Consider the following 25214-nt stretch of genomic DNA (forward strand, 5'->3'; position numbering starts at 1 on the left):
CTCAGGCCTCCTTCTGCTGTTTCGGGGTTGATGCGGGTGCGGGTTTTGCGCTTGGTTGCGCACTCGGTTGCGGCGATGTGGCGTGCGGCCGGCCGGACGGTCCGGTCCAGAAATCGCCCGACACGGTGAGCCGTTCTTCCAGCAGTTCCGCACGGATTTCCTCCGCGAGCCGGAGGGTCATGTCCCGGCGCCATTCGGGCAGGCCGTGGATGTCGTTGTGGTACAGCTCCGCCGGGATGGCCTTCCCGGCGGCGGCCGCCAGGGCCGCGGGGCCCGCCATCTTGGCTGCGGCGAACCGCAGCTGCACGGGGCGCTTCGTGGCGGCCGTGACGGTGATGGCGAGGCCGCCGTCGGCGTCGCGCCGTCCGATCAGCAGCACCCCTGAACGGCCGAGGTTGCTGAGCGAGAGCCGCCGGAAAGCCACCGTCGCGGACAGGGCCGACGCCGGGATGTGGATGCTGCGCAGGAGTTCCCCGGGTGCCAGGCTGTTTTGCCCGTCCCCGGTGATGAATGTGGCCACCGGGACCGTGCGGCTGGTGCCGCCGGGGCCGAGGATGGTGGCGGTGGCGTCCAGCCCGGCGCAGAGCGAGATCATGGGTCCCGCCGGCAGCGAGGTGCACAGGTTGCCGCCCACGGTGGACATGTTCCAGATCTTGAAGGATGCCACGAAGGAGTCGCAGCACGGCCGGAACAAGTCCAGGCCAGGCCAATTCCTGCCGGCAACGGACTCCGAAGCCGGCAGGGCGTAGAGCTCCGCGACGGTACACGTCGCGGCCAGTTCAATCCCGGCGTCGCTCACGGTCACCGCCGGCCAGCCCGCTTCACCCAGATCCAGGAGCCGTTTCAGGACAGTACTGCCGTACGAGAAGAGCACCGTGCCGCCGGCGAGCCAGGCATCGCCGTCGCGCCAGTCGGTGGGGTCCGTCGTTGGGACGACTTCCTCGATGGTGTTCATGTCCATGGGTCCTCCTGGCGGGGTTCGTGCGTGCGGGGTTCGTGCGTGCGGGGCTCGTCGGTAAAGCTGGGTTCTGAGTGGTGAAGGGGGCCGCTGCCATCCTTGAGCGAAGCTGCCGTGGGCGTTTCCTTTGATGCCGCCACACGGGACGCGAGGATCTCGGCGGTGATGGAAACAGCCACCTCGGCCGGGGTGACTGCGCCCAGATCCAGGCCGATGGGTGAATGGAGCCGCTCCAGCGCTTCAGCTGGCGTCCCGTCCGCCAGCAGCGCGTCGATGCGCTGGCGGTGGCTGCGCCGCGACCCCATGGCGCCCACATAGGCGAGGCCCAGGCCGAGCGCGGTTTCCAGCAGCGGGATGTCGAACTTGGGGTCGTGGGTCAGCACGCACACCACGCTCCGGCCGTCCAGGCGTCCTGCGGCTGCTTCGGCGGCAAGGTAGCGGTGCGGCCAGTCCGTGACCACCTGGTCGGCGGCGAGGAAACGGCCCTGGCTGGAAAAAGCCGGACGGGCGTCGCACAAGGTGACGTCATAGCCCAGCAGTTTCCCGGCCGGCACCAGTGCGGCGCCGAAGTCGTTGGCGCCGAAGATCAGCATCCTGGCTGGCGGCAGCCGGCTTTCCACAAACAGGGTGATGGGCTCCGGCACAGGCACCGTGGTCCCGCAGCCTTCGGCCGGGGCCAGCCGGACCAGGCCGGCCCGGCCGCCGCGCAGCAGGGGTTCGAGCTGCACGGCTGCCGCCCGGATCACGGAGGCATCGCCGCCCAGCAGGGCTGCCAGTGCGGCCGATCCCGATGCCGTGAAGCGAACGGGATCGGCCACCAGCACGGGTCCTCCCCCGGCCCCGCCGCCGGCGTCCAGCCGGCGGATGATGGCGAGGGAGGACGGCGCGTCTGCGTGGGCAAAGCCGCGCAGGGCGGCCAGGTCCAGGCCGGCGGTTCCGGTCGGCTGGATGTGGACTTCCAGCTGCCCACCGCAGGTCAGCCCGACGGCGAATGCGTCCTCGGCGCTGTAGCCGAACGACTCCAGGCGGCTGCCGCCGTCGCGCATTGCCGCAAGCGCAGCCTCCACCACGGCGCCCTCCACGCATCCGCCGGACAGGCTGCCAAGGACGTCCCCGTGTTCGGAGACCACCATTGAGGTGCCGAGCGGCCGGGGCACGGAACCGCCGGCGGCCACGATGGTGGCGACGGCGCAACGCTGGCCGGAGACCGCGGGCTGCCACCTTCCCAGTGAGGGGATCAGATCCAGCATGGCAACACGTCCTTTACCACTGGGGTTCCGGACGGAAAGTGTGTCCGGAACAGAGCGCGGTCTTGCCTCATAGTCTCATTCCTTGCCGGTGTAGAGGGAGGGTCACGGTGGTTGGTTTGAGAGGACGGGGCGGGGCCGGTTTACGCGCCCAGCAGGACGTTGATGGGCCCGCGGGCGAAGTAGATCAGGAAGCCCACGCTCACCACCCACATGAGCGGATGGACTTTCCTTGCCCTCCCGGATGCCGCGCTGATGACCGCGAAGGAGATGAAGCCGACGCCGATGCCGTTGGCGATCGAGTAGGTCAGCGGCATGGTGACGATGGTCAGGAAGGCCGGCAGTGCGATCGCGAACTTGCTGAACTTGATCTCGCGGATCTGCGCCATCATCATGGCGCCCACCACCACAAGGGCGGCGGCTGCCACCTCGAGCGGAACCACAGAGGTGAGCGGTGTGAAGAACATCGATCCGAGGAACAACAGGCCCGTGACCACTGAGGCCAGGCCGGTGCGGGCGCCTTCGCCAATCCCGGCCGCGGAATCGATGTAGACGGTGTTGGAGGAACCGGACGTTCCGCCGCCCACCACTGCGCCCATGCCTTCGACGATGAAGGCGGACTTGAGCCGGGGAAACGTGCCGTCCTTGTGCGCCACGCCGGCGCTCTTGGCAAGCCCGGTCATGGTGCCCATGGCGTCGAAGAAGTTGGTGAACACCAGGGTGAAGACCAGCATGGTGGCCGCCAGGCCGCCGATCCTTGAGAACGAGCCGAAGAGATCGAACTGGCCCACCAGGCTGAAGTCCGGGGCGGACACGAGGTGGCCGGACAGCACCGGTGTGTTGAGGTGCCAGCCACCGGGGTTGTCTGCGCTGCCGGGACCGATATGCATGGTGGCCTCGACGACGGCGGCGAGAGCAGTTGTGGCGACGATTCCGATCAGGAGGCCGCCTTGGATCTTGCGGGCAACGAGGATGCCCATGACCAGCAGCCCGACGATGAACACGAGGGTGGGGATGGAGGTGATGGAGCCGTCGTTGCCGAGCTGGACCGGCGGGCCGCCCTTGGTGGGGCGGACGAACCCGGAATCCACAAAGCCGATGAAGGCGATGAACAGGCCGATGCCCACGGTGATGGCGGCCTTGAGTTCCTTGGGGACTGCCTTGAAGATCGCCGTCCGGGCACCCGTGGCGCCGAAGAGGACAATGAGGACGCCGTTGATGACCACCAGGCCCATGGCTTCTGGCCAGGTGACTTCCTGAATGACCGCGACGGCGAGGAAGGAGTTGATGCCCAGGCCGGCCGCGAGCCCGAAGGGCAGGTTTGCGACGAGGCCGAACACGATGGTCATCACGCCGGCGGTGAGGCCGGTAACGGCTCCCACCTGCGCTGCTGAGAGCCAGCCGCCGGCGACGTCGGTGGGGGCGTTCTCGGCCGAGAAGCCGCCCAGGATCAGGGGGTTGAGGATCACGATGTAGGCCATCGTGAAGAACGTGACGATGCCGCCGCGGAATTCGCGGGCCAGCGTGGAGCCACGCTTGGTGATCTGGAAGAAGCTGTCCAGGAAGGATTTTGACGCCGGGGGGCGGGGTGCCGCTGTGTGCCCTGCGCCTGCGGGCGCAGCCTGCTCTTCAGCTGCCGATCGCATTTCTGCGGGGTCCAGGATTGTCATGTCAGCCACCGGCCCTAGTAGTCAATCCTGGAATCGAGCGTGTTCCAGGTGTTGAACGGTTCCAGGATGGCCGGGGCCTGGGGGTGACCCAGTTCCAGCTTGGCGACCGGCATCAGTGCGTCCCGGTCCTCGTTCTCGAAGTACTCGTAGAAGACGGCGTCGTCAAAGCCCACTGAGGCGGCGTCGTGCCGGTCTGCGGCGAAGACCACGTTGCCGATCCGGGCCCACAGGGCTGAAGCCAGGCACATGGGGCAGGGTTCGCAGCTGGTGTAGAGGGTGGCTCCGCTGAGATCGAACGTGCCGAGTTCGCGGCAGGCATTGCGGATGGCGGTGACCTCGGCGTGGGCTGTGGGGTCGTTCGTGGCGGTGACCCGGTTGACGCCTTCGAAGGCGCGGCCATCCGCGGTGACAATGACGGCGCCGAACGGGCCGCCGCTGTTCAGGACGTTGGCTGTTGCCAGTTTTATGGAGATGGCCAGGAAATGTTCGGCCGTGACGGTGGTACTCATTTTGCGACTTCCTTAGTGGCAAGGAAGCCCAGTAACCCTGAGACGGGGGACGCGCCAGTGAGATGGCTACCAGGCTTCAGCATGTGCTTTTGAAGGTTCGCCTGGTAGATAGCTTCCCGGGGTCCGGGTGCCCGCCTTTGGCAAGATCGAGACTAGCACCGGATGTGTGAGTGACGCCATAGTTCTGGAAACTTAATTTCGTGATGTGAAATTGCGTAGCAACGCAGGGTCACATATGGCCCATCCGGAGGCGCGGAATGGGCCGTATGTGACCCCGCGTTGCATTGACTTCCGTCGCGGCAGCACCCTAGGCTGGCGCCACCTGGATCAGCAGACAGGGCCTAACTGAGCTGGAACGCACTCACGCCGACCAGACAAGGAGCCATCCATGGCCCACCCGCACTCCCCGTCCCCGCCCAGGCTCTGGATCAGGAACCCGCTCGCCGTTTTCACCGCCAACGGGCTCGACGCCGGCGGCGGCATTGTGGTCAGCGGCGGTGTCATCACCGAGCTTGTTCCGGCCGGCGGGCAGCCGTCCGCACCCTGCGATGAGACCTTCGACGCCGGCAGCCACGTGCTGCTGCCCGGCCTGATCAACACGCACCACCACTTCTACCAGACACTCACCCGCGCCTGGGGTCCGGTGGCCAACGCCCCGCTGTTCCCCTGGCTGCAGAACCTCTATCCGGTCTGGGCGCGGCTGACTCCTCGAAGCCTGGAACTCGCGGGGAAAGTGGCCCTGGCCGAGCTGCTGCTCTCCGGCTGCACCACGTCCGCCGACCACCACTACCTGTTCCCCGCGGGACTGGAGAACGCGATCGACGTGGAGGTCGGCGTCGTACGCGAACTGGGCATGCGGGCCACCCTCACGCGCGGCTCCATGTCGTTGGGAACGGACGACGGCGGCCTGCCGCCGCAGTCAACGGTGCAGCGGCCGGAGATCATCCTGGCGGACAGCGAACGCCTCATCTCGCAGTACCACGAGCGCGGCGACGGCGCCGTCATCCAGATTGCCCTGGCCCCGTGCTCGCCGTTCTCGGTGACCAAGGAGATCATGGCGGAGAGTGCAGCCATGGCCGAACGGCTGGACGTCCGGCTGCACACGCACCTCGCCGAAACCATTGACGAGGAAGACTTCTGCCACTCGATGTTTGGCTTGCGGACTGTGGACTACCTGGAAAGCGTCGGCTGGCTGGGCAACCGCACGTGGCTGGGCCATGGCATCCACTTCAACGACGACGAGATCGCCCGGCTGGGAGCCGCCGGCACCGCCGTCGCGCACTGCCCGACGTCGAACATGCGGCTCGCGTCGGGCACCGCCCGCGTGCTGGAACTTGAGGCGGCCGGGGTTCCGGTGGGGCTGGGTGTGGACGGATCGGCGTCGAACGATACCTCCAACATGATGCTCGAGGCCCGGCAGGCGCTGTACTTGCAACGGCTGCGCTACGGGGCATCCGTTCCCGTGGAGCGGGCCCTTGGCTGGGCGACGCGGGGCTCGGCTGCGGTCCTGGGGCGCTCCGATATCGGTCAACTGGCACCGGGGATGCAGGCCGACCTGGCGCTCTTCCGCCTCGACGACCTGCGGTTCTCCGGCAGCCACGATCCTGTTGCGGCGCTGTTGCTGTGCGGCGCGGACCGCGCGGACCGCGTCATGGTAGGCGGGAAATGGCGCGTGGTGGACGGACAGATTCCGGGGCTGGACGTCGCGGGGCTCATTGCGGAGCACTCGGCCGCAGCGAGGAAGCTTGTGGCGGGGTAACTCATTGCTGACCGCCGCACCAACTCTGGCCGCAACATCCGATCGTTGCTAGCGTGGCGGCATGAGCCCGTCGAAGACCCCGGCCGAGATCCTCACCATCGGCGGCACCGAGGTGCGCATCTCGAGTCCGGACAAGGTGGTGTTCCCCGAACCCGGACTGACAAAGCTCGATCTGGTGCGCTACTACCTCGCCGTGGCGGATGGTGCGTTGCGCGGTGCGGGCGGCCGGCCCATGGTGCTCAAGCGCTTCCCGAAAGGCATCGACGCTGAGCCGTTTTTCCAGAAGCGCGTGCCCGAAAACCACCCCGACTTCATCGATACAACCACGCTGCACTACGCATCGGGGACGTCGGCCGAGGAGGCCGTCATCCGGGATGCTGCGGGCCTGGCGTGGGTGGTGAATCTTGGCTGCCTGGACCTCAACCCGCATCCCGTGCGCGCCGAGGACCTTGATCACCCCGACGAACTCCGCGTCGACCTCGATCCGATGCCGGGAGTCAGCTGGTCCCAGATCGTCGACGTTGCGTATGTCGCGCGGGAGGTGCTCGACGACGTCGGACTGGTGGGGTGGCCGAAGACGAGCGGGTCGCGCGGACTCCACATTCTGGTGCGGATCGCGCCGCAGTGGTCCTACCGCGACGTGCGGCTCGCCGCCGAGACCCTCGCCCGCGAGATCGAAAACCGCGCTCCGGGTCTTGCCACCGCGCGCTGGTGGAAGGAGGAGCGCGGCGAGAGCGTCTTTGTCGATTTCAACCAGAACGCCAAAGACCGCACCGTGGCATCCGCGTACTCGATCCGGCCCCTACCGGACGCCCGGGTGTCGACGCCGCTCACCTGGGACGAGGTGCGCTTCATCCGTCCGGAACAATTCACGGTGCGCACGGTGCCCGAGCGCTTCGCCGACGCGGGCGACCCGCACGCCGGGATCGACGGCGCGGTGGGTGCACTCGACGGGCTCCTGGCGCTGGCGGCCAAGCTTGGCCCCGCGGAGAAAGCGCCCCGCAGCGGAGACGGCTCCGGCCGCCGGCAGTCGGTAATGCCGCTCATCGAGGTGGCCCGGACCAAGTCCAAAGCCAAGGCGGTCGTGGCGCTCGACGAGTGGAAGACCCGGCATGCGGACATCGTCCCGGCCCTGCGTCCGGCCGACGTGCTCGTCGATGGAATGCGCGGGTCCAGCTCGCTCTGGTACCGGGTGCGGGTGAACCTGCAGCACGTCCCCGAAGCGGAGCGCCCGCTGCAGGAGGAGCTCATCTCCGACTACGACCCCTGGGCCGGCAAGCAGTGGCCGGGGCGCCCGGGTCAATAGACCTAGCGGCGCCGGCTGCCGAAGCCCGGCAGGCCCTGGACCCAGCGGGAGAAGCGGCCCGGAATATGCTCCCGGTCTGCGGGCAGATAGAAGTCCGGATCCGTCCCGCCTCCGAGGGGAAGGTAGAACTCCTGGACGGCGGGTGCCGCCGTGTTTTCCGGTGCGACCGGCGTTGTGTCCTGCTGGTACATCTGATCCTCCTCCGAGGCGGTTGGTACTACTGCGAACATTCCACAAAGCGGAAAATAACTTTTGCTATATGAAATATAGTAATCTGCCAGGTCTCGGTACGTCAACGGTCCGCGAGCCCCTCAGTCACAAAGTGATTTTTCAGATTGTGATGTACACCACCGCAAAGCTGGGCTATTCTGGTGTTCAACTCGTGGCGCAAGTCACGTAACCTGGGAGCAGCAGGCAGGGTCGTAATGAGCTGACATCAATTGATGTCGGCTCATTTTTTGTTGGGCCGACGGCACTGGAAACGCGCGGTAAATGCGCGCTTAATTTCTATGTGGAACCTTGGTCCCACGTACCTGAAGTTGGGAATCTGACCATGAGCAGCAACATCATCCTCGGCCACAACCAGTACGGAAAGGCTGAAGTCCGGGTTGTCAAAATCACCCGCGACACAGACCGCCACGAGATAGAGGACTTGAACGTCACCTCGCAACTGCGCGGAGACTTCGAGGCCGCCCACCGCGAGGGCGACAACGCCCACGTGGTGGCAACGGACACCCAGAAGAACACCATCTACGCCTTCGCCCGCGAAGGCGTCGGCTCCCCCGAAGCGTTCCTCCTGCGCCTCGGCGAGCACTTCACGTCCAGCTTCGACTGGGTCACTGGTGGCCGCTGGGAAGCCGAGTCCTACAGCTGGGACCGCATCCAGGCTCACGGCAGCGAACACGACCACTCCTTCGTGCGCAACGGCCAGGAAGTCCGCACCGCCGTCCTGGTCCGCGACGGCGCCGCAACGCACCTGATCTCCGGGCTCATGGACCTGACCGTCCTGAAGACCACACAGTCCGGCTTTGTGGGCTACCCCAAGGACAAATACACCACCCTCCCGGAAACCACAGACCGCATCCTGGCCACCGACGTTTCCGCCCGCTGGCGGTTCAAGTCCGGAACGGACCTGAACACCCTGGACTTCAACAAGAGCTACGAGGACGTCAAGGGCCTCCTGCTCGAGGGGTTCACGGAGAGGTACTCCCACGCCCTGCAGCAGACGCTGTTCGACATGGGCACCAAAGTCCTGGAAGCCCACAGCGAAATCGACGAGATCAAGTTCTCCATGCCCAACAAGCACCACTTCCTGGTGGACCTCTCGCCGTTCGGACTCGACAACCCCAACGAGGTCTTCTTCGCAGCCGACCGGCCATACGGCCTGATCGAGGCCACGGTCCTGCGCGACGACGCCACACCGGCGGACCTCGCCTGGTCCGGCATCGCCGGGTTCTGCTGACCCATCCGCTGAGATCGAGCCTGTCGAAATCCACCGGGCTTCGACCGGCTCGACCACAGAGAAATCCACCGGGCCAGTGCCCACATTTTTAGCCAGACCACGTTAGCCAGACGAAGACGTCTGCCATGAACCCGAAAGTCTGCCATGAACCTCAAGAAAAAGTCCGTCGGCCCCATCAAGACCGGCCGCCAGCGTACTGACCGACCCGAAGACCAGCGCCTGTCCCTCGGGAGCAGCTTCGCCTACGGCTTCCAGCACGTGCTGACTATGTACGGCGGCATCGTTGCCGTTCCGCTCATCGTCGGCCAGGCCGCAGGGTTGCCCCCTGCCGACATCGGCATCCTGATCGCCGCCGCACTTTTCATGGGCGGGCTTGCCACCATCCTCCAGACCATTGGTATTCCGTTCTTCGGCTCCCAGCTGCCGCTGGTCCAGGGCGTCTCCTTCGCCGGCGTGGCAACGATGGTCGCCATCGTCACCACCGGCGGAGGGATCCAGTCCGTCTTCGGCGCAGTTATCGTGTCGGCAGCCATCGGCTTGCTGATCGCCCCTGTCTTCTCGAAAATCGTTCGTTTCTTCCCACCGGTGGTCACCGGAACTGTCATCACGACCATCGGCCTGACCCTGATGCCGGTTGCAGCCAACTGGGCCATGGGCGGTAACAAGAAAGCCGAAAACTACGGCAGCATCGAAAACATCGGCCTCGCCGCTGTCACCCTGGCCCTCGTTCTCCTCCTGAGCAAGCTCGGCAACGCAACCATCTCCCGGCTCTCGATCCTGCTGGCCATGGTCATCGGAACCCTGATCGCCGTCGCCACCGGCATGGCCAACTTCGCCAAGGTCGGGGACGGCCCGATCGTCGCCTTCCCGGCACCGTTCCACCTCGGAGCCCCCACCTTTGAGATCGCCGCGATCATCTCCATGCTGATCGTCGTCCTGGTCATCCTGACCGAAACCATGGCGGACATCCTGGCCGTCGGTGAAATCATCGGTACCAAGGTCGACTCCAAACGCATCGCAGCAGGCCTCCGCGCAGACATGGGCTCCAGCCTCATCGCCCCGGTCTTCGGATCATTCACCCAGAGCGCCTTCGCCCAGAACGTCGGCCTGGTCGCCGTCACCAAGATCAAGAGCCGCTACGTGGTGGCAGCCGGCGGCGTGATCCTGGTCCTGCTGGGACTGCTGCCTATCCTCGGCCGCGTGGTGGCCGCCGTTCCCACAGCGGTTCTGGGCGGGGCAGGCATCGTCCTGTTCGGCACCGTCGCCGCCAGCGGCATCCGCACCCTGGCCAAGGTCGAATACCGCAACAATATGAACCTCATCATCGTGGCCACCTCCATCGGCTTCGGCATGATCCCGATCGCCGCCCCGGCCTTCTACGACAAATTCCCCAACTGGTTCGCCACGATCTTCCACTCCGGCATCAGCTCCGCGGCCGTGATGGCCATCCTGCTGAACCTGCTCTTTAACCATCTCAAGGCCGGCAACTCCGAAAACCAGTCCGTATTCGTGGCGGGCACCGGCCGGGTAGTCCGGGAAGAAGACCTCAAATGCCTTACCGACGGCGACCGCTACGAAGGCGGCAAGCTGATCGACGCTGAGGGCAAGGAAGTTCCGGTGGAGTCGTCAAAGTCTGAGCACTAGCGTCACAGCCACCACGCCAAGCGCGAACTGGCAGGAAATGCCCTCAAATGTGGAATCTGAGGGCATTACCTGCCAGTTCGCGCTGTTGTGATTGGACGCTGTTGTGATCGGACGCTGTTGTAGTTGGGCGGGTCAGTTCTGGTTGAGCTCCGCCGAGATGGCCATCGCGGCCTGGCGCAGCAGCGGCACGGCGCGGTCGGCGAAGCTCTGGTCCACGCGGCTGATCGGCCCGGAGACCGAGATGGCGGCAGGGGTGGGCGCGTTGGGCACGGCCATCGCGAAGCAGCGCACGCCGAGCTCCTGCTCTTCCTCGTCGATGGAGTAGCCGCGTTCACGGATCAGCTTGAGATCGGCGAGGAGGGCATCAATGTCGCCGATGCTTTTGGCCGTGGGGGTGGGCATGCCGGTGCGGGCCACGATGCCACGCACCACCTCGTCGTCGAGCTGGGCCAGGATCGCCTTGCCCACGCCGGTGTCGTGCGTGTGGGCACGGCGGCCCACCTCGGTGAACATGCGCATGGAGTGCATGGACGGCACCTGGGCCACATAGATGACCATGTCCGAGTCCAGGACGGCCATGTTGGAGGTTTCGCCGAGGCGGTCCACGAGGTTCTTCAGCTGCGGGCGGGCCACGGCTCCAAGCTGCTTGCTGGCGCCTTCGCCAAGCCGGATCAGCCGGGGGCCCAGTGCGTAACGGCGGTTGGGCAGCTGGCGGATATAGCCAAGCGAGACCAACGTGCGCAGCAGACGGTGGATGGTGGGCAGGGGCAGATCCGTGGAGGAGGAGAGCTCGCTGAGCGTCACGTCACCGCCCGCGTCTGTGATGAGTTCCAGCAGTTCGAAGACGCGCTCGACGGACTGCACGCCTCCGGAGGCTTTTTCAGCCATTCCGTTGTCTCCTATGGCTCAGATTCTGACATCTCTTATCCACATCGTGAAAAGAGTTGCTTAGAACACTCAACATACAGCACAAGCAGGCCCCAGGCGATGTCCCCAAACATGACCATCAGGGGGTTGCATTTCCACTTTGTAGATAATAATATCCATAATACGAAAACATTTGGTTGCACGAGTGGTCCGGCAACGGACCCAACGAGGAGGAAATTCAATGGCGAACCCGAGCCCCGGAAATTCGATCACCCTGCGCGTCGCGGCGCCGTCGAGCTTCACCGCCACGAGTGAGCTCGCTGCCGCCGTTGGCGCAGCCGGCGCAGCCATCACGGCGCTTGACGTCACGGAATCCCACCACGACACCCTCGTTGTGGACGTCACCTGCAACACCACCGACGACGACCACGCCGCCCGCGTCAAGGATGCCCTGAACGCGCTCGACGGCGTCACGGTCCAGCACGTCTCGGACCGCACCTTCCTGATGCACCTCGGTGGCAAGCTCGAGGTGGTCCCCAAGGTGGCCCTGCGCAACCGTGACGACCTGTCCCGTGCCTACACGCCCGGCGTCGCCCGCGTCTGCCTCGCCATCGCGGAGGACCCGTCGGCGGCCCGCAACCTGACCGTCAAGCGCAACACCATCGCCGTCCTCACCGACGGTTCGGCCGTCCTGGGCCTGGGAAACATCGGCCCCGCCGCGGCCCTGCCCGTCATGGAAGGCAAGGCCGCACTGTTCAAGCAGTTCGCCAATGTCGACGCCTGGCCGGTCTGCCTGGACACCCAGGACACCGAAGAAATCATCATGATCGCCAAGGCCATGGCCCCCGTCTACGGCGGCATCAACCTTGAGGACATCGCGGCGCCGCGCTGCTTTGAAATTGAGAAGCGCCTGCGCGACGAACTCGACATCCCCGTCTTCCACGACGACCAGCACGGCACCGCCATCGTCACCCTGGCAGCCCTCCACAACGCCCTGCGCGTGGTGGACAAGAAGCTCTCCGAGGTCCGCATTGTTGTCTCCGGCGTCGGCGCCGCAGGCTCGGCCATCATCCAGCTCCTCAAGGCCCAGGGCGCGCAGCACATCGTTGCCGCCGGCCGCTCCGGAGCCATCCACTCGGGCAAGGAGTACGACGACGAGCACCGCGCCTGGATTGCCGCGAACACCAACGAGGAAGGCTTCTCCGGAACCCTGCACGAGGCCATGACCGGCGCCGACGTCTTCATCGGTGTCAGTGCCCCGCACGTGATCGGCGAAGAGCAGGTTGCCGCCATGGCCGAGAACGCGATCGTCTTCGCCATGGCCAACCCGACGCCGGAGATCGACCCCGTCATCGCGTCCAGGCACGCCGCCGTGGTGGCCACGGGCCGCAGCGATTTCCCCAACCAGATCAACAACGTGCTGGCCTTCCCGGGCTTCTTCCGGGGACTGCTCGACGCCGGTGCCAGCGATATCACGCCGGAGATGCTGGTAGCCGCCGCAGACGCGATTGCCAACCGGGTAGCTGACGACGAGCTCAATGCCAGCTACATTATCCCCAGCGTCTTCGATCCTCATGTCGCCGCCGATGTGGCTGCTGCGGTTGCGGCAGCTGCGCACGCAAACGCAGCCCGCGCTCTCTAGATAAGGACTTACGAATATGGCTATCACTGTCACCGACCGCCAGCCGGTCGACCGCGCGGAACAGATCCTCACCCCGAAGGCCCTGGCCTTCCTGGAGGAGCTGCACCGGCGCTTCGCCGGCACGCGCAACGGGCTGCTCGAGGCCCGCCAGGTCAAGCGCGACGGCGTCGCCCGCACCAGCCGCCTGGACTTCCTCCCGGAGACGCAGGAAATCCGCGACGGCGACTGGAAGGTCGCCGAGGCACCCGCCGCGCTGCGGGACCGCCGCGTCGAGATGACCGGCCCGGCCACTCCGGCCAAAATGGCCATCAACGCCCTGAACTCCGGCGCCAAGGTATGGCTGGCGGACCTTGAGGACGCCAGCACGCCCACATGGGCCAACGTCATCGACGCCATCCTGAACCTGCGTGACGCCGCAACGGGTACCCTGGCCTTCACGTCGCCCGACGGCAAGGAGTACAAGCTCCGCACTGACGCCCCGCTCGCCGTTGTGGTGGCACGTCCGCGCGGCTGGCACATGCCGGAAAAGCACCTGCTGATCGACGGCGAACCCGCCGTGGGTGCGCTGGTGGACTTCGGCCTGCACTTCTTCCATACGGCCAAGCAGCTGCTGCTCAATGGCCACGGCCCGTACTACTACCTGCCCAAGATGGAATCGCACCTCGAGGCCCGCCTCTGGAACGAAGTGTTCGTCTTCGCCCAGGACTTCCTCGGCATCCCGCAGGGCAGCGTCCGCGCCACCATGCTGATCGAAACCATCCCGGCCGCCTTCGAAATGGACGAGTTCCTCTACGAACTCCGGGACCACGCCTCGGGCCTGAACGCCGGTCGCTGGGACTACCTGTTCAGCATCATCAAGTACTTCCGCGACGCCGGCGAGGAGTTTGTGCTCCCGGACCGCGCCTCGGTGGTTATGACCGCACCGTTTATGCGCGCCTACACCGAGCTCTTGGTGAAGACCTGCCACAAACGCGGTGCCTTCGCCATGGGCGGCATGGCCGCCGTCATCCCCAACCGCCGCCACCCGGAGGTCACCGAGGCCGCCTTCGCCAAGGTCCGCGCGGACAAGACCCGTGAGGCTAACGACGGGTTCGACGGTTCCTGGGTGGCCCACCCGGACCTGGTCCCCACCTGCCGCGAGGTGTTCGACGGCGTGCTCGGCGAGCGCGCCAACCAGCTGGACAAGCAGCGCCCCGAAGTTTCGGTCACGGCGGACCAGCTGCTGGACATCGCCTCGGCCGACGGCCAGGTCACCGAAGGCGGGCTGCGCCTGAACCTGTATGTCGCCGTGGCCTACACCGCGGTCTGGCTCTCCGGAAACGGTGCCGTAGCCATCCACAACCTGATGGAGGACGCCGCCACCGCCGAGATCTCCCGCTCGCAGGTATGGCAGCAGATCCGCAACAAGTCCGTTCTGGCGGACACCGGAAACACCGTCACCCGGGAACTGGTGGAAAAGATCCTGGGCGAGGAAACGGAGCGGCTCCGGACCGAATTCGGGGACGAGGCGTTCCGCCGGTACTACCAGCCCGCCAGCAAGCTGATCGCCGAGATCTGCCTGTCCGAGGACTACACGGATTTCCTCACCACCCCGGCCTACGAACTGGTGGGCTGAGGCATGGCGGTCTCCCCCACACCGTCGCTCTCCGCGGCGGACCTCGCCGCCATCGACGCGCAGCTGGCCGCCACCGACCAGCTGCTGGAACGCAATTACCCGGGCGACGACGGCACCCGCCAGCCCGTGCACACCGTGTACGTGCCGGCGGACCGTTTCACGCCGTCGTTCGCTGCCGACTGGGGTGCCCAGGCGCTCACGACGGCGGAGGCGCACGGCGGGCTCGAGAAGCTCGGCGCGCTGCTGGGCCAGGACGCCGAACTCGCCGGGGCCGTAGCGTCGCGGGTCCGGGCGAAGCTCGAAAGCGAACCGATCGAGGACCTGCGCCTCGACTTCGAGGATGGCTACGGCGACCGCGGCGACGAAGCGGAGGACGCGGCAGCGGTCGCGGCGGCCCGGGCTGTCAGCGAAGCAGTTGCCGCCGGCACCGCGCCCCCGTTCATCGGCATCCGGTTCAAGTGCTTCGAGGCGCCCACCAGGGCCCGCGGCCTGAAGACCCTTGACCTGTTCGTCTCCACACTCGCGCAGGCCGGCGAACTGCCTGCCGGGCTCATCCTGACCCTGCCCAAGGTCACCACCGTGGCCCAGGTCCAGGCGATGGACTTTGCGGTGTCCCGGCTGGAGGAAGTCCATGGACTTCCCGCCGGCCGGCTCCGCTTCGAGGTACAGGTGGAAACGCCGCAGCTGATCCTCGGGCCGGACGGCACCTCCCCCGTGGCGCAGTTGCCGCACGTGGTTCCGGGACGCATCAGCGCCCTGCACTACGGCACCTACGACTACTCCGCGTCGCTGCAGATCTCAGCCGAGTACCAGTCCATGGAGCACCCGGTGGCGGATTTCGCCAAGGAAGTCATGCAGCTGGCCGTCGCCGGAACGGGCATCAGGCTCTCCGACGGTTCCACCAACATCATCCCGGTGGGCGACGCCGTCGAGGATGCCTGGAAGCTGCACGGACGGCTCGTCCGCCGTTCGCTGGAGCGGGGCTACTACCAGGGCTGGGACCTGCACGCCGCCCAGCTGCCCAGCCGGTTCGCAGCCACGTATGCGTTCTACCGCGAGGGCCTCCCGGCCGCCGCGGCACGCCTCCGCAACTATGTCGACCACACGGAAGGCGGGGTCATGGACGAACCCGCCACCGCCCGGGCCCTGGCCGCCTTTGTCCTGCGCGGCGTCCAGTGCGGCGCGGTGGGGACCGAAGAGGTCCAGGCGCTCGCCGGCGTCGAACTTTCCCAGCTGACCGCACTGGCGCACCCGCGGCTGGCACACTCCACTTCGAAGTAAGGATCCCTTGATGGGCAAGTACTACACCCCGCAGGGCGGACTGCCGCCGCAGACGCACCTGACCACGGAACGGGCAATCGTCACGGAGGCCTACACGGTCATCCCCAAGGGCGTCATGACGGACATCGTGACCAGCACCCTGCCTGGTTTCAGCAACACCCGGTCCTGGATCATCGCCCGCCCGATTTCCGGCTTCTCCACCACCTTCTCGCAGCTGATCGTTGAGATCGGCCCCGGCGGCGGCGCCCCCAAGGCCGAGTTCGAGGCAGGCGTCGAAGGTGTCGTCTTTGTCACCAAAGGCAAGGTCAACCTGACGCTCGACGGCGAACTGCACCAGCTTGAGGAAGGCGGCTACGCCTACCTGGCCGCCGGTGCCACCTGGGGCCTGGAAAACGTCTCAGACGACGTCGTTTCCTTCCAATGGATCCGCAAGGCCTATGAGCGGCTCGAGGGTTACGAGGCAAAGTCCTTCGTCACCAGTGATGCCGAGGTGGAACCCACCGCGATGCCGGATACCGACGGCGCCTGGAAGACCACCCGCTTCACGGATTCCAGCGACCTGGCCCACGACATGCAGGTGAACATCGTGACGTTCCAGCCGGGCGGCGTCATCCCGTTCCCGGAGACCCACGTCATGGAACACGGCCTGTACGTGCTGGAGGGCAAGGCCATGTACCTGCTCAACAACGACTGGGTCGAGGTGGAGGCCGGCGACTTTATGTGGCTGCGCGCCTTCTGCCCGCAGGCCTGCTACGCCGGTGGCCCCGGCCAGTTCCGCTACCTGCTGTACAAGGACATGAACCGCCAGATCAAGCTCACCTAGGCCGTCCCTTACGGGCCCGCCTCCTTACCGGCTGGCCGCCGAAATCGCCGGAACCATGCCGGGTCGCTGCAAATTTGCGGCGACCCGGACACGGTTCCGGCGATTTCGCGTTTAAGGGCCAATTCCCACCCGGCGGAAAATAGATTCCCACTCTATGGGAACTTTTTAAGGCCGTCTGTGATGCCAGCCACTAACGTCGCTTTTATGCACACAGATCCAAGCCATTCCGTGATATTGGAAGGCAACGCCTCACGGTTCGTCGACATCCTGCTCGAATTCGCGCGGCACCGGACCCTGACTGCAGCCCAGATCACCAAAACGACGGGCATCCCCACCAGCGCCGTATACCGGCACCTGGCACTCCTGATGCAGTCCGGGCTGGTAGCGCAGACCCGGCGCCGCGGCCAGTACAGCGCCGGCCCGGAAACGCTCCGCCTCGCCGCCAACTTCCACCAGGAAGCCATGGTCAAGGGCCGCATCTCGGAGCATCTACAGCTGCTCTCCGATGAGACCCAGGAACTGGCCGCCTACCTGGTGGTCCGCGGTGCTGAAGCACTCTGCGTGGATGCCATCGAGGGCCCGCAGATGCTGCGCTGCAGCTACTCTCCGGGCCGCTCACTTCCCCTGCTCAGGGGCGCCAGCGCGCTGGCCCTGCTCGCACATCTGGACCCCCAGGAACAGGGCAGGATCGTGGCTGGCCTTGGACTGAGCCAGGAGGACGCAGAGAACCTGAACCACGAGCTCCAGATCGTCCAGGACCGCGGCTTCGGCCTCAGCTACGGGGCGGTGGATGCCGGCGTCTGGGGCGTCAGTTTCCCCGTGCTCGACGACGGCGGCCGGCTTTTGGGTGCCGTCAGCACCATGGCTCCCGCGGACCGGGCGATCCGGCGCGAAAAGCAACTCATAGCAAGCACCCGTGACGCCGCATTGGCGCTCGGACATGGAGAAGGATCCTGATGACCAACCCCACCATCCAGCACACGTGGACGGGCCGCGACGACGGCCCCGGCCCGGAACACCGGCGCTGGCACCACGCAGTGAACACGGTCCAGGCCGGCGCTGCCCAGGCCGGCGCTGCCGGGATTGCACTCCTGGGATTCCGCAGCGATGAAGGCGTCCGCCGGAACAAAGGCCGGGTCGGCGCCGTCGACGGTCCTGCAAGCATCCGCTCCGCCCTCGCCCCCATGGCGGCACCGGCGGACCTCCTGGTCCATGACCTTGGCGACACCAGCGTTGTGGACGGAAACCTCGAGGACGGCCAGAAGCGCCTCGGCGCGGCCGTCTGCCAGGCCCTGGAGGCAGGCCACCTGCCTGTCATCCTGGGCGGCGGCCACGAAACCGCCTTCGGCACCTACACGGGCCTGCGCGCAAGCCAGGTCACCGATGGACGCCGCGTCGGCATCATCAACCTGGACGCGCACTTCGACCTGCGCGCCGAGGAAGTCCCGTCGTCGGGCACCCCGTTCCGGCAAGTGGCCGCGGCCGAGCAAGCCCGAGGCCACGGGTTCAACTACACGGTGCTGGGCATCAGCCAGCCCGGCAACACCGAGGCACTGTTCCAGACAGCCCGGGACCTCGGCGTCAAGTACCTCCTGGATGAGGAATGCACCGAGTCCAGGGCTGAGCAGGTCCGGCAGTTCACGCAGGACTTCATCGACTCCGTGGACGTCCTCTACCTGACGATCGACCTCGATGTCCTTCCCGCGTACGTCGCCCCCGGTGTCAGCGCACCGGCGTCGTACGGGGTTCCCCTCTCCGTCGTCCTGGACGTATGCCGTCACCTGGCCCGCTCCCCCAAGCTCACCGTCGTCGACGTCGTCGAACTGAACCCCAGGTTCGACGTCGACTCCCGCACCGCCCGCACGGCCGCACGCCTCATCCACACCATCGCCACCGAGCGATCCGGACACCGGCATGCGTAGCCGGACGTCCGCTTCCCCCCAGAAACGAGCACACATGAAGAACCGATTCCCGCGATCCGGATGGGCTGCCACGACGGCCGCCCTTCTGGCCGCGCTCCTCGGGCTGGCCGCACCGGCAGCCCAGGCCGAGACCACCCCGGCAACCCCGTCCGCCGGCAAGATGGCAGACCTGCGCTCGGGCAAGACCACCCTTAAGGTCGGCACCGACGCCTCCTTCCCGCCGTTCGAATTCACCGATGCCAACGGCACCAAGATCGGCTTCGACATCGATGTTGTGCGGGACCTCGCCGCCAAGTCCGGCATCAGGAACGTCGAGTTTGTGCAGATGCCGTTCGGCAACATCGTCCCGGCGCTGCAGGCAAACCAGATCGATGTCGGCGCTTCCGCCATCTACATCAGCCCCGAACGCGCCAAGGTGGTGGACTTCTCCGAGATCTACTACCCCGGCGGCCTGGGCATGTTCGTGTCCACGTCCAACGACACCGTCAAGACGCTCGCGGACCTCGCCGGCAAGAAGGTTGCCGTGCAGGTAGGCACCAAGTCCGTGGAGTGGCTGCGCCAGAACCAGCCGCAGGCCGAACTGGTCCAGGTCCAGACCAACGACCAGATGTTTTCCTCGGTCAAACTCGGCCAGGCCGACGCCGTGGTCACCGGGCAACCCGGCGGCCGATACTTCATCCACGAGCAGGGCGGCCTTAAGCAGGTCGGTGACCGCCTGACGAATGAAAACTACGGTTTCGCGTTCCAGAAAAGCGACTCGGACATCCGCGAGGCCTTTAACACGGCGCTGAAGGGCATGCAGGACTCGGGCGACTTCACCAAGGCCTCTTCCAAGTGGTTCGGCGACGAATCCAGCACCGCCACCGGGCCCACCAAGGAACGCGGCATCTTTAACGTCTCCTCGATCACCAATTCCTGGGGCCCGCTGATGCAGGGCCTGGGAACCACACTGCAGATCATCGCCCTCTCACTGGCCCTGAGCCTGCTGTTCGGCATGCTGGGCGGCTTCGCCAAGCTCTCGCATATACGGCCTATCAGCTGGATCGGCAAGGTCTACGTCTCAGTGGTCCGCGGCACCCCGTTCATCGTCCAGCTGTTCTTCATCTACTTCGGCCTGCCGCAGCTGGGCATCCAGCTCTCGCCGATGGTGGCCGGCATCCTGGCCCTGGGCCTCTACAGCGGCTCCTACGTCACGGAAATCGTCCGCGGCGCTATCCAGTCCGTGGACAAGGGCCAGATGGAAGCAGCCCGGTCCTGCGGCATGAGTTCAGCCTCCGCCCTGCGCCACGTGATCATCCCGCAGGCCTTCCTGAGAATGCTCCCGCCGCTCGGGAACGAGTTCGTCTCCCTGACCAAGAACTCCGCGCTGGTGTCCTTCGTGACCATCAGCGAACTGTTCCTGGTGGGTCAGACCATTATTTCCCGCACCTTCGATGCACTGACCGTGTACGTCTTCATCGGCTTGGTGTACTACGTCCTCACAAACATCATCGGCCTGGCCGCAAACGCAATCGAAAAGAAGATGGCGGTTTACATCTAATGGCACTCCTGGAAACGAAAGACATCACCAAGTCCTACGGTGACCACCACGTCCTCAAAGGCATCGACTTCACCATCGAGCCCGGCGAAGTTGTCGCCGTCATCGGCCCCAGCGGCGGCGGCAAGTCCACCTTCCTGCGCTGCCTGAACCTACTCGAGACGCCCACGTCCGGACACGTTGTATTCGACGGCGAGGACCTCCTGGCGCCCAAGGTGGATCTGGACCGCCTGCGCTCCCGCATGGGCATGGTGTTCCAGCAGTTCAACCTGTTCCCCAACATGACAGCCCTGAAGAACGTCATGCTTCCGCAGATGGATGTCCTGAAGATCAGCAAAAAGGACGCGGAAGCACGCTCCATGGAACTCCTCGAAAAGGTCAACATGACCCACCGGGCGCACGTCTACCCGAACCGGCTCTCCGGCGGCCAGAAGCAACGCATCGCCATCGCCCGCGCCGTCGCCATGAATCCCAAGGTGATGCTCTTCGACGAGCCCACCAGCGCCCTGGACCCCGAAGTGGTCCATGACGTCCTGGATGTCATGGCCGGCCTCGCCGCCGACGGCATGACCATGGTGGTGGTCACCCACGAAATGGGCTTTGCCCGCAAAGTGGCGGACCGTGTGGTGTTCATCGATGGCGGCAAGATCGCCGCCGACCTCCCGCCGGAAGAGTTCTTCTCCGAAAGCAACACCAACCCGCGTATCCGGTCATTCCTGGAGAAGGTTCTGTAACCCGGACCGCTTCGGGAACCTGCACCCCGGCAACGCCGTCGGTCACATCCTGCGGTGAGGCACTGTGACAAGACCTGCCACCGGCCCCCGTGATAGTCGTCGTAGGTCCGGCCGGGCTCACCGGTACGGACCTACACGACCCGAAGGATGGAAATGCGCAGCGCCACAATAATGACCAGGAAGTCTTTGCTAGTTGGATCCGGCCTGGGGCTGCTGGCACTGATCACCGGCTGCGGCAAGTCCGCCGCCGTGGCCCCTGTTCCCTCGCCGTCCACCCCCGCAGCGCCCCACGCCTGGTCCTACGACGGCGCCGAAGGCCCCGGGCAGTGGGGCGCGTTGGGCTCCGATTTCGGCTCCTGCTCTTCCGGCACCGCCCAGTCCCCCATCGACGTCGGCGGTGCTTCCGGCCTTACCCCGGCGCCGCTCACGCTGGCCTATTCGGCTTCCGAAGGCGAGCTGACCGACAATGGCCACACCACCGAGCTGCGCGCCCTCACGGCCCAGGGCATCACGGTGGGCGGCAAGCAGTATGCCTTCAAGCAGATGCACTTCCACGCGCCGTCCGAGCACACGCTGGAGGGCGTCCAGTACGAGACCGAGTTCCATTTCGTCCACCAGGCCGACGACGGCGGGCTTGCCGTTGTCGGGATCCTCGCCACTGTTGGGGCTACCAATGCGGCGTGGGCGCCGTTCACGGACGGTGTGCCCGCCGCAGCCGATGGGCAGAAGGTGGCGGCCGGCGTCGTGGACTTCCCGGCACTGTTCCCGGCGTCACTGGACCATTTCGCGTATGACGGCAGCCTGACCACTCCGCCCTGCTCGGAAGGCGTGCGCTGGCTGCTCCTCGAGACCCCCGTCGAACTGGGAGCCGGGCAGCTTGCCGCACTGCGCGCCGCGCACGCGGGCAACAATCGGCCGGTCCAGCAGCTCAACGGCAGGGACGTGGTTGTGGTCGATCAGTAGGGCCTCAGGGCACGCGCCGGCCTCAGACCGTGGCGGGATCCGTGTTGGCCCCGCAGAGGATCACGGCAACACGTTCCCCGTCCGCCGGGACGTAGGCGCCGGAGTGCAGGGCGGCGAAGGCCGTGGCCGCGCCGTGCTCCACGATGATGCGGTTCTGCTCCCACAGCAGCGAGCGGGCGGCAACGATTTCCGCGTCGGAGACCAGCACGGCGCGGACGCCGGTACGGACGGCCACTTCGAAGCCGATCCGGCCGATCTGCCGGGCACCCAGGGAGTCAGCGGCGATCCCGGAGACGGCGACGTCCACGGGTGCCCCGGCCGCGAGCGCGGCATGGAGGGTGGGCGTGGATTCGGACTCGACGCCCACCACTTTGGCCAGGCCCTCCACGGCGGCCGCGACACCCGCCATGAGCCCGCCACCGCCCACGGCCACCACCACTGTGTCCACGTGGCCCAGCTGCTCCAGCAGCTCGGTTCCGATAGTGCCGGCGCCGGCAGCGATCTCGGGCTGGTCGTAGGCATGGCAGTAGACCGCGCCGGTCTCGGCTGCGTAGGCCATCGCGGCGTTGTACGCCTCGGAGTATTCGGCCCCGCCCTGGACCACGTTGGCGCCGATGGCCCAGAGCTTCTTGACCTTCACAGCCGGGGCGTTCTCGGGCAGGAATACGGTGGCCGGGACCCCGGCTTCCGCGGCGGCGTAGGCGTTGGCGAGGCCGGCGTTGCCGCCGGAGGCCACCACAATGCCTACGTCGTCCTTCAGCTCGCCGCGCTCCCGGCAGGCAAGAACACGGTTGAGCGCGCCCCGGGCCTTGAACGTGCCGGTGTGCTGCATAAACTCGCACTTGAACCACACCTCGCCGGGGAACTGGCCGCGGTCTGCCGCCAGCACGGGCGTGACGCGGACCCTCCCGGCAATCCGGGCAGCGGCCTCGTCGATGTCGGTGCGTGTGATCATAGGGTAATCCTCGTTCCGGGTGGGGCTGGGCTCAGCGTTTCAGGCTATCGGCCGCCTGGACATCCGCTGGCATTCCCGCGGATGATTTGGGTTGCCCACCGGTCCACGGGGGCCATTTCTTTCTACAATATAAGTGGCGGCAAGTGCGGCAACCAGCTGGACGGGCCGCACCACAAGGAGGACCGCAATGGGTTTGGGTGACAAGATCCACAACGCCGCGGAGAGGCTGCACGGCAAGGGAACAAAGGCCACCGGTGAGGTCAGCGGCAACGACCGCATGAGGGCCGAAGGCAAGGCACGCGCAGTTCGGGCCGACCTCAAACAAGCCGGCGAAAAAATCAGGCACGCGTTCAAGCGGCACTGAAAACGATTGATCGAACGGGCGGCTCCACCAGGAGCCGCCCGTTTTTCCGTTCCCGGGGGCGGTGGTTTGGTATCCCAAACCACCGCCCTCCGCGACCCCCTTGACTACACTCCCCTCATTCTCTAAACTTTTCATAAAGCAGAATCTAAATTCCACAAAGCGGAAACCAGCATAGGGCCAAGCAAGCGGACGATAGATCAAAGCCCCTCCTCGGAAGGACCTACGATGACGTACACAGTGAACTGCTCCATCCTCTTGACGGAGCTTCCCCTGCTCGAACGCCCCGCAGCCGCAAAGGCTGCCGGCTTTGACGCCGTCGAGTTCTGGTGGCCCTTCGAGGCCTCCGTCCCCACGGACGCCCAGGTCACCGGGTTTGAAAACGCCATCAAGGATGCAGGCGTCCAGCTCACGGGCCTGAACTTCAACGCCGGCAACATGCCCGGCGGCGACCGCGGCCTGGTTTCCTGGCCCGTCCGCTCCACCGAATTCCTGGACAACATCGACGTCGTCGCCGGCATCGGCGAGCGCCTCGGCTGCAAGGCCTTCAACGCCCTCTATGGCAACCGCATCGACGGCGAATCGGCCGAGAAGCAGGACGCCATCGGCGCCGAGAACCTCGCCGCCGCAGCTGCCGGCGTCGCGGGCATCGGCGGCACCGTCCTCCTCGAACCCGTCAGCGGCGCCCCCAAGTACCCGCTCCTCACGGCCGAAGACGCGCTCAAGGTCATCGCCCGCGTCAAAGCGGAATCCGGCGCCGAGAACATCAAGCTCCTCGCGGATTTCTACCACCTGGCAGTCAATGGCGACGACGTCGCAGCCGTCATCGAAAAGCACGCAAAGGACTTCGGCCACATCCAGATTGCCGACAACCCCGGCCGCGGGGCTCCCGGAACCGGTGAGCTTCCCCTCGGCGAATGGATCGCCCGCAGCCGCGAACTCGGCTACGACGGCTACATCGGCCTCGAATACAAGGAACCGGCGGAAACCGCGTTCGCCTGGGCCATCCGCCAGCGCGTCGCCCGCTAATCCTCCATCAGACTTTCAGTAAAGGAACCACAATGAGCAACGTTGCAGTCATCGGACTCGGAATCATGGGCCTGCCCATGGCCATCAACCTGGTCAAGGCCGGCCACACCGTCACCGGCTTCAACCGCAGCCAGGACAAGATCGACAAGCTCGTCTCCGAAGGCGGCCAGGGTGCCACGAGCATCGCGGACGCCGTCAAGGACGCCGACGTCGTCATCACCATGGTGCCGGACTCCCCCGACGTTGAGGGCGTAGTCAGCGGCAAGGACGGCGTCTTCGCCAACGCGAAAAAGGGCACCCTCTGGATCGACGCCAGCAGCATCCGCCCGGACGTTGCCAAGCGCCTCTCCGACGACGCCCAGGAAGCCGGCATCCGCCCCCTCGACGCCCCGGTATCCGGCGGCGAACAGGGCGCCATCAACGCCGCACTCTCCATCATGGTGGGCGGCGAGGCAGCTGACTTCGAGGCAGCGCAGGACGTCCTCAACGCCGTCGGCAAGACCATTGTCCATGTCGGCCCGTCCGGCTCCGGCCAGACCGTCAAGGCAGCCAACCAGCTGATCGTCGCCGTCAACATACAGGTCCTGGGCGAAGCGATCGCCTTCCTCGAGGCCTACGGCGTGGACACGGACGCGGCCCTCAAGGTCCTCGGCGGCGGCCTGGCCGGCTCCAAGGTCCTCGACCAGAAGGGCCAGAAGATGCTCGACCGCAACTTCGACCCCGGCTTCCGCCTCGCCCTCCACCACAAGGACCTCGGCATCGTCACCTCGGCAGCCCGCGAAGCCAATGTCGCCGTCCCCCTCGGCGCCGTCGTCGCACAGCTCGTCGCCGCAACCGTGAACCAAGGCGATGGCGGGCTCGACCACTCCGGCCTCTTCAAGCAGGTCCTGCAGCTCAGCGGCCGCAAGTAGGTTTCGCGCCCCACCGATA

General features: G+C 66.1%; 23 protein-coding genes. 16 read left to right on the forward strand and 7 right to left on the reverse strand.

Features of this window, described 5'->3' with window-relative positions:
- Position 1 precedes the first annotated feature (1 nt).
- From FYJ92_RS16380 to FYJ92_RS16395, 4 genes are all read right to left on the reverse strand, one after another.
- Positions 2-961, reverse strand: a complete 960-nt coding sequence (locus FYJ92_RS16380; RefSeq protein WP_185261638.1) for an FAD binding domain-containing protein — start codon at positions 959-961, stop codon at positions 2-4.
- Entirely contained in the window at positions 952-2208 is a 1257-nt protein-coding gene (locus FYJ92_RS16385; protein WP_185261639.1) for an XdhC family protein, read from the reverse strand. The genes FYJ92_RS16380 and FYJ92_RS16385 overlap by 10 nt, the downstream gene beginning before the upstream one ends.
- Before the next feature lie 140 nt (positions 2209-2348).
- Positions 2349-3875, reverse strand: a complete 1527-nt coding sequence (locus tag FYJ92_RS16390) for an NCS2 family permease (RefSeq protein WP_185263849.1) — start codon at positions 3873-3875, stop codon at positions 2349-2351.
- Between the two features lie 14 nt (positions 3876-3889).
- Complete coding sequence (locus tag FYJ92_RS16395; protein WP_185261640.1) at positions 3890-4384, reverse strand: nucleoside deaminase; 495 nt, start codon at positions 4382-4384, stop codon at positions 3890-3892.
- A 388-nt stretch (positions 4385-4772) separates the two neighbouring features.
- On the opposite strand from FYJ92_RS16395, the gene FYJ92_RS16400 reads away from it, so the two are divergent.
- Both FYJ92_RS16400 and ligD read left to right on the forward strand, forming a co-directional pair.
- Positions 4773-6143: an 8-oxoguanine deaminase gene (locus tag FYJ92_RS16400; protein WP_185261641.1), complete on the forward strand. Its 1371-nt coding sequence runs from the start codon at positions 4773-4775 to the stop codon at positions 6141-6143.
- Between the two features lie 61 nt (positions 6144-6204).
- Entirely contained in the window at positions 6205-7449 is a 1245-nt protein-coding gene (gene ligD / locus FYJ92_RS16405) for a non-homologous end-joining DNA ligase (protein ID WP_185261642.1), read from the forward strand.
- A gap of 2 nt (positions 7450-7451) precedes the next feature.
- On the opposite strand, the gene FYJ92_RS16410 is transcribed toward ligD, so the two are convergent.
- Positions 7452-7640 (reverse strand): hypothetical protein, encoded by a 189-nt coding sequence (locus tag FYJ92_RS16410; protein WP_185261643.1) that lies wholly within the window; start codon positions 7638-7640, stop codon positions 7452-7454.
- 362 nt (positions 7641-8002) lie between these two features.
- Here FYJ92_RS16410 and pucL point away from each other — a divergent pair, with 362 nt between their 5' ends.
- Positions 8003-8911 (forward strand): factor-independent urate hydroxylase, encoded by a 909-nt coding sequence (gene pucL, locus FYJ92_RS16415; RefSeq protein WP_185261644.1) that lies wholly within the window; start codon positions 8003-8005, stop codon positions 8909-8911.
- Between the two features lie 144 nt (positions 8912-9055).
- Positions 9056-10555, forward strand: coding sequence for a nucleobase:cation symporter-2 family protein (locus FYJ92_RS16420; RefSeq protein ID WP_185261645.1), 1500 nt, complete (start codon positions 9056-9058; stop codon positions 10553-10555).
- Between the two features lie 132 nt (positions 10556-10687).
- Here FYJ92_RS16420 and FYJ92_RS16425 read toward each other — a convergent pair whose 3' ends face one another.
- The gene (locus FYJ92_RS16425) at positions 10688-11443 is read right to left on the reverse strand and encodes an IclR family transcriptional regulator (RefSeq protein ID WP_185261646.1); all 756 of its coding nucleotides are present in this window, start codon (positions 11441-11443) and stop codon (positions 10688-10690) included.
- Between the two features lie 220 nt (positions 11444-11663).
- Between FYJ92_RS16425 and FYJ92_RS16430 the strand changes: the two genes are divergently transcribed.
- The 9 genes from FYJ92_RS16430 (at position 11664) to FYJ92_RS16470 (ending at position 21939) form a co-directional block, all read left to right on the forward strand.
- Positions 11664-13064 carry an NAD-dependent malic enzyme gene (locus FYJ92_RS16430; protein WP_185261647.1) on the forward strand — a complete coding sequence of 467 codons (1401 nt, stop codon included), beginning with the start codon at positions 11664-11666 and terminating at the stop codon, positions 13062-13064.
- Positions 13065-13080: 16 nt separating this feature from the next.
- Positions 13081-14679 carry a malate synthase A gene (gene aceB / locus FYJ92_RS16435; protein WP_185261648.1) on the forward strand — a complete coding sequence of 533 codons (1599 nt, stop codon included), beginning with the start codon at positions 13081-13083 and terminating at the stop codon, positions 14677-14679.
- Between the two features lie 3 nt (positions 14680-14682).
- Positions 14683-15960: an aldolase gene (locus FYJ92_RS16440; RefSeq protein ID WP_185261649.1), complete on the forward strand. Its 1278-nt coding sequence runs from the start codon at positions 14683-14685 to the stop codon at positions 15958-15960.
- Positions 15961-15970: 10 nt separating this feature from the next.
- On the forward strand, positions 15971-16783 hold the full coding sequence (locus tag FYJ92_RS16445) for a bifunctional allantoicase/(S)-ureidoglycine aminohydrolase (protein WP_185261650.1): 813 nt from the start codon (positions 15971-15973) through the stop codon (positions 16781-16783).
- A 204-nt stretch (positions 16784-16987) separates the two neighbouring features.
- Positions 16988-17740, forward strand: coding sequence for an IclR family transcriptional regulator (locus FYJ92_RS16450; protein WP_185261651.1), 753 nt, complete (start codon positions 16988-16990; stop codon positions 17738-17740).
- Complete coding sequence (gene hutG / locus FYJ92_RS16455) at positions 17740-18705, forward strand: formimidoylglutamase (protein ID WP_185261652.1); 966 nt, start codon at positions 17740-17742, stop codon at positions 18703-18705. The genes FYJ92_RS16450 and hutG overlap by 1 nt, the downstream gene beginning before the upstream one ends.
- Positions 18706-18739: 34 nt before the next feature.
- Positions 18740-20245: an ABC transporter substrate-binding protein/permease gene (locus tag FYJ92_RS16460; protein ID WP_185261653.1), complete on the forward strand. Its 1506-nt coding sequence runs from the start codon at positions 18740-18742 to the stop codon at positions 20243-20245.
- The gene (locus FYJ92_RS16465; protein ID WP_185261654.1) at positions 20245-20976 is read left to right on the forward strand and encodes an amino acid ABC transporter ATP-binding protein; all 732 of its coding nucleotides are present in this window, start codon (positions 20245-20247) and stop codon (positions 20974-20976) included. Before FYJ92_RS16460 ends, FYJ92_RS16465 begins: the two co-directional genes overlap by 1 nt.
- A 186-nt stretch (positions 20977-21162) precedes the next feature.
- A complete protein-coding gene (locus FYJ92_RS16470) occupies positions 21163-21939 on the forward strand; it encodes a carbonic anhydrase (protein ID WP_185261655.1) in 777 nt (258 codons plus the stop codon).
- 22 nt (positions 21940-21961) lie between these two features.
- On the opposite strand, the gene FYJ92_RS16475 is transcribed toward FYJ92_RS16470, so the two are convergent.
- Entirely contained in the window at positions 21962-22894 is a 933-nt protein-coding gene (locus FYJ92_RS16475; RefSeq protein ID WP_185261656.1) for a threonine/serine dehydratase, read from the reverse strand.
- Between the two features lie 187 nt (positions 22895-23081).
- On the opposite strand from FYJ92_RS16475, the gene FYJ92_RS16480 reads away from it, so the two are divergent.
- The 3 genes from FYJ92_RS16480 (at position 23082) to FYJ92_RS16490 (ending at position 25195) form a co-directional block, all read left to right on the forward strand.
- The gene (locus tag FYJ92_RS16480) at positions 23082-23258 is read left to right on the forward strand and encodes a CsbD family protein (RefSeq protein ID WP_185261657.1); all 177 of its coding nucleotides are present in this window, start codon (positions 23082-23084) and stop codon (positions 23256-23258) included.
- 225 nt (positions 23259-23483) lie between these two features.
- Entirely contained in the window at positions 23484-24284 is an 801-nt protein-coding gene (locus tag FYJ92_RS16485) for a hydroxypyruvate isomerase family protein (protein ID WP_185261658.1), read from the forward strand.
- 32 nt (positions 24285-24316) lie between these two features.
- Positions 24317-25195 (forward strand): 2-hydroxy-3-oxopropionate reductase, encoded by an 879-nt coding sequence (locus tag FYJ92_RS16490; RefSeq protein WP_185261659.1) that lies wholly within the window; start codon positions 24317-24319, stop codon positions 25193-25195.
- Positions 25196-25214: the final 19 nt, after the last annotated feature.

It is taken from the genome of Pseudarthrobacter sp. NBSH8 (genome assembly GCF_014217545.1).
Taxonomy (GTDB): Bacteria; Actinomycetota; Actinomycetes; order Actinomycetales; family Micrococcaceae; genus Arthrobacter.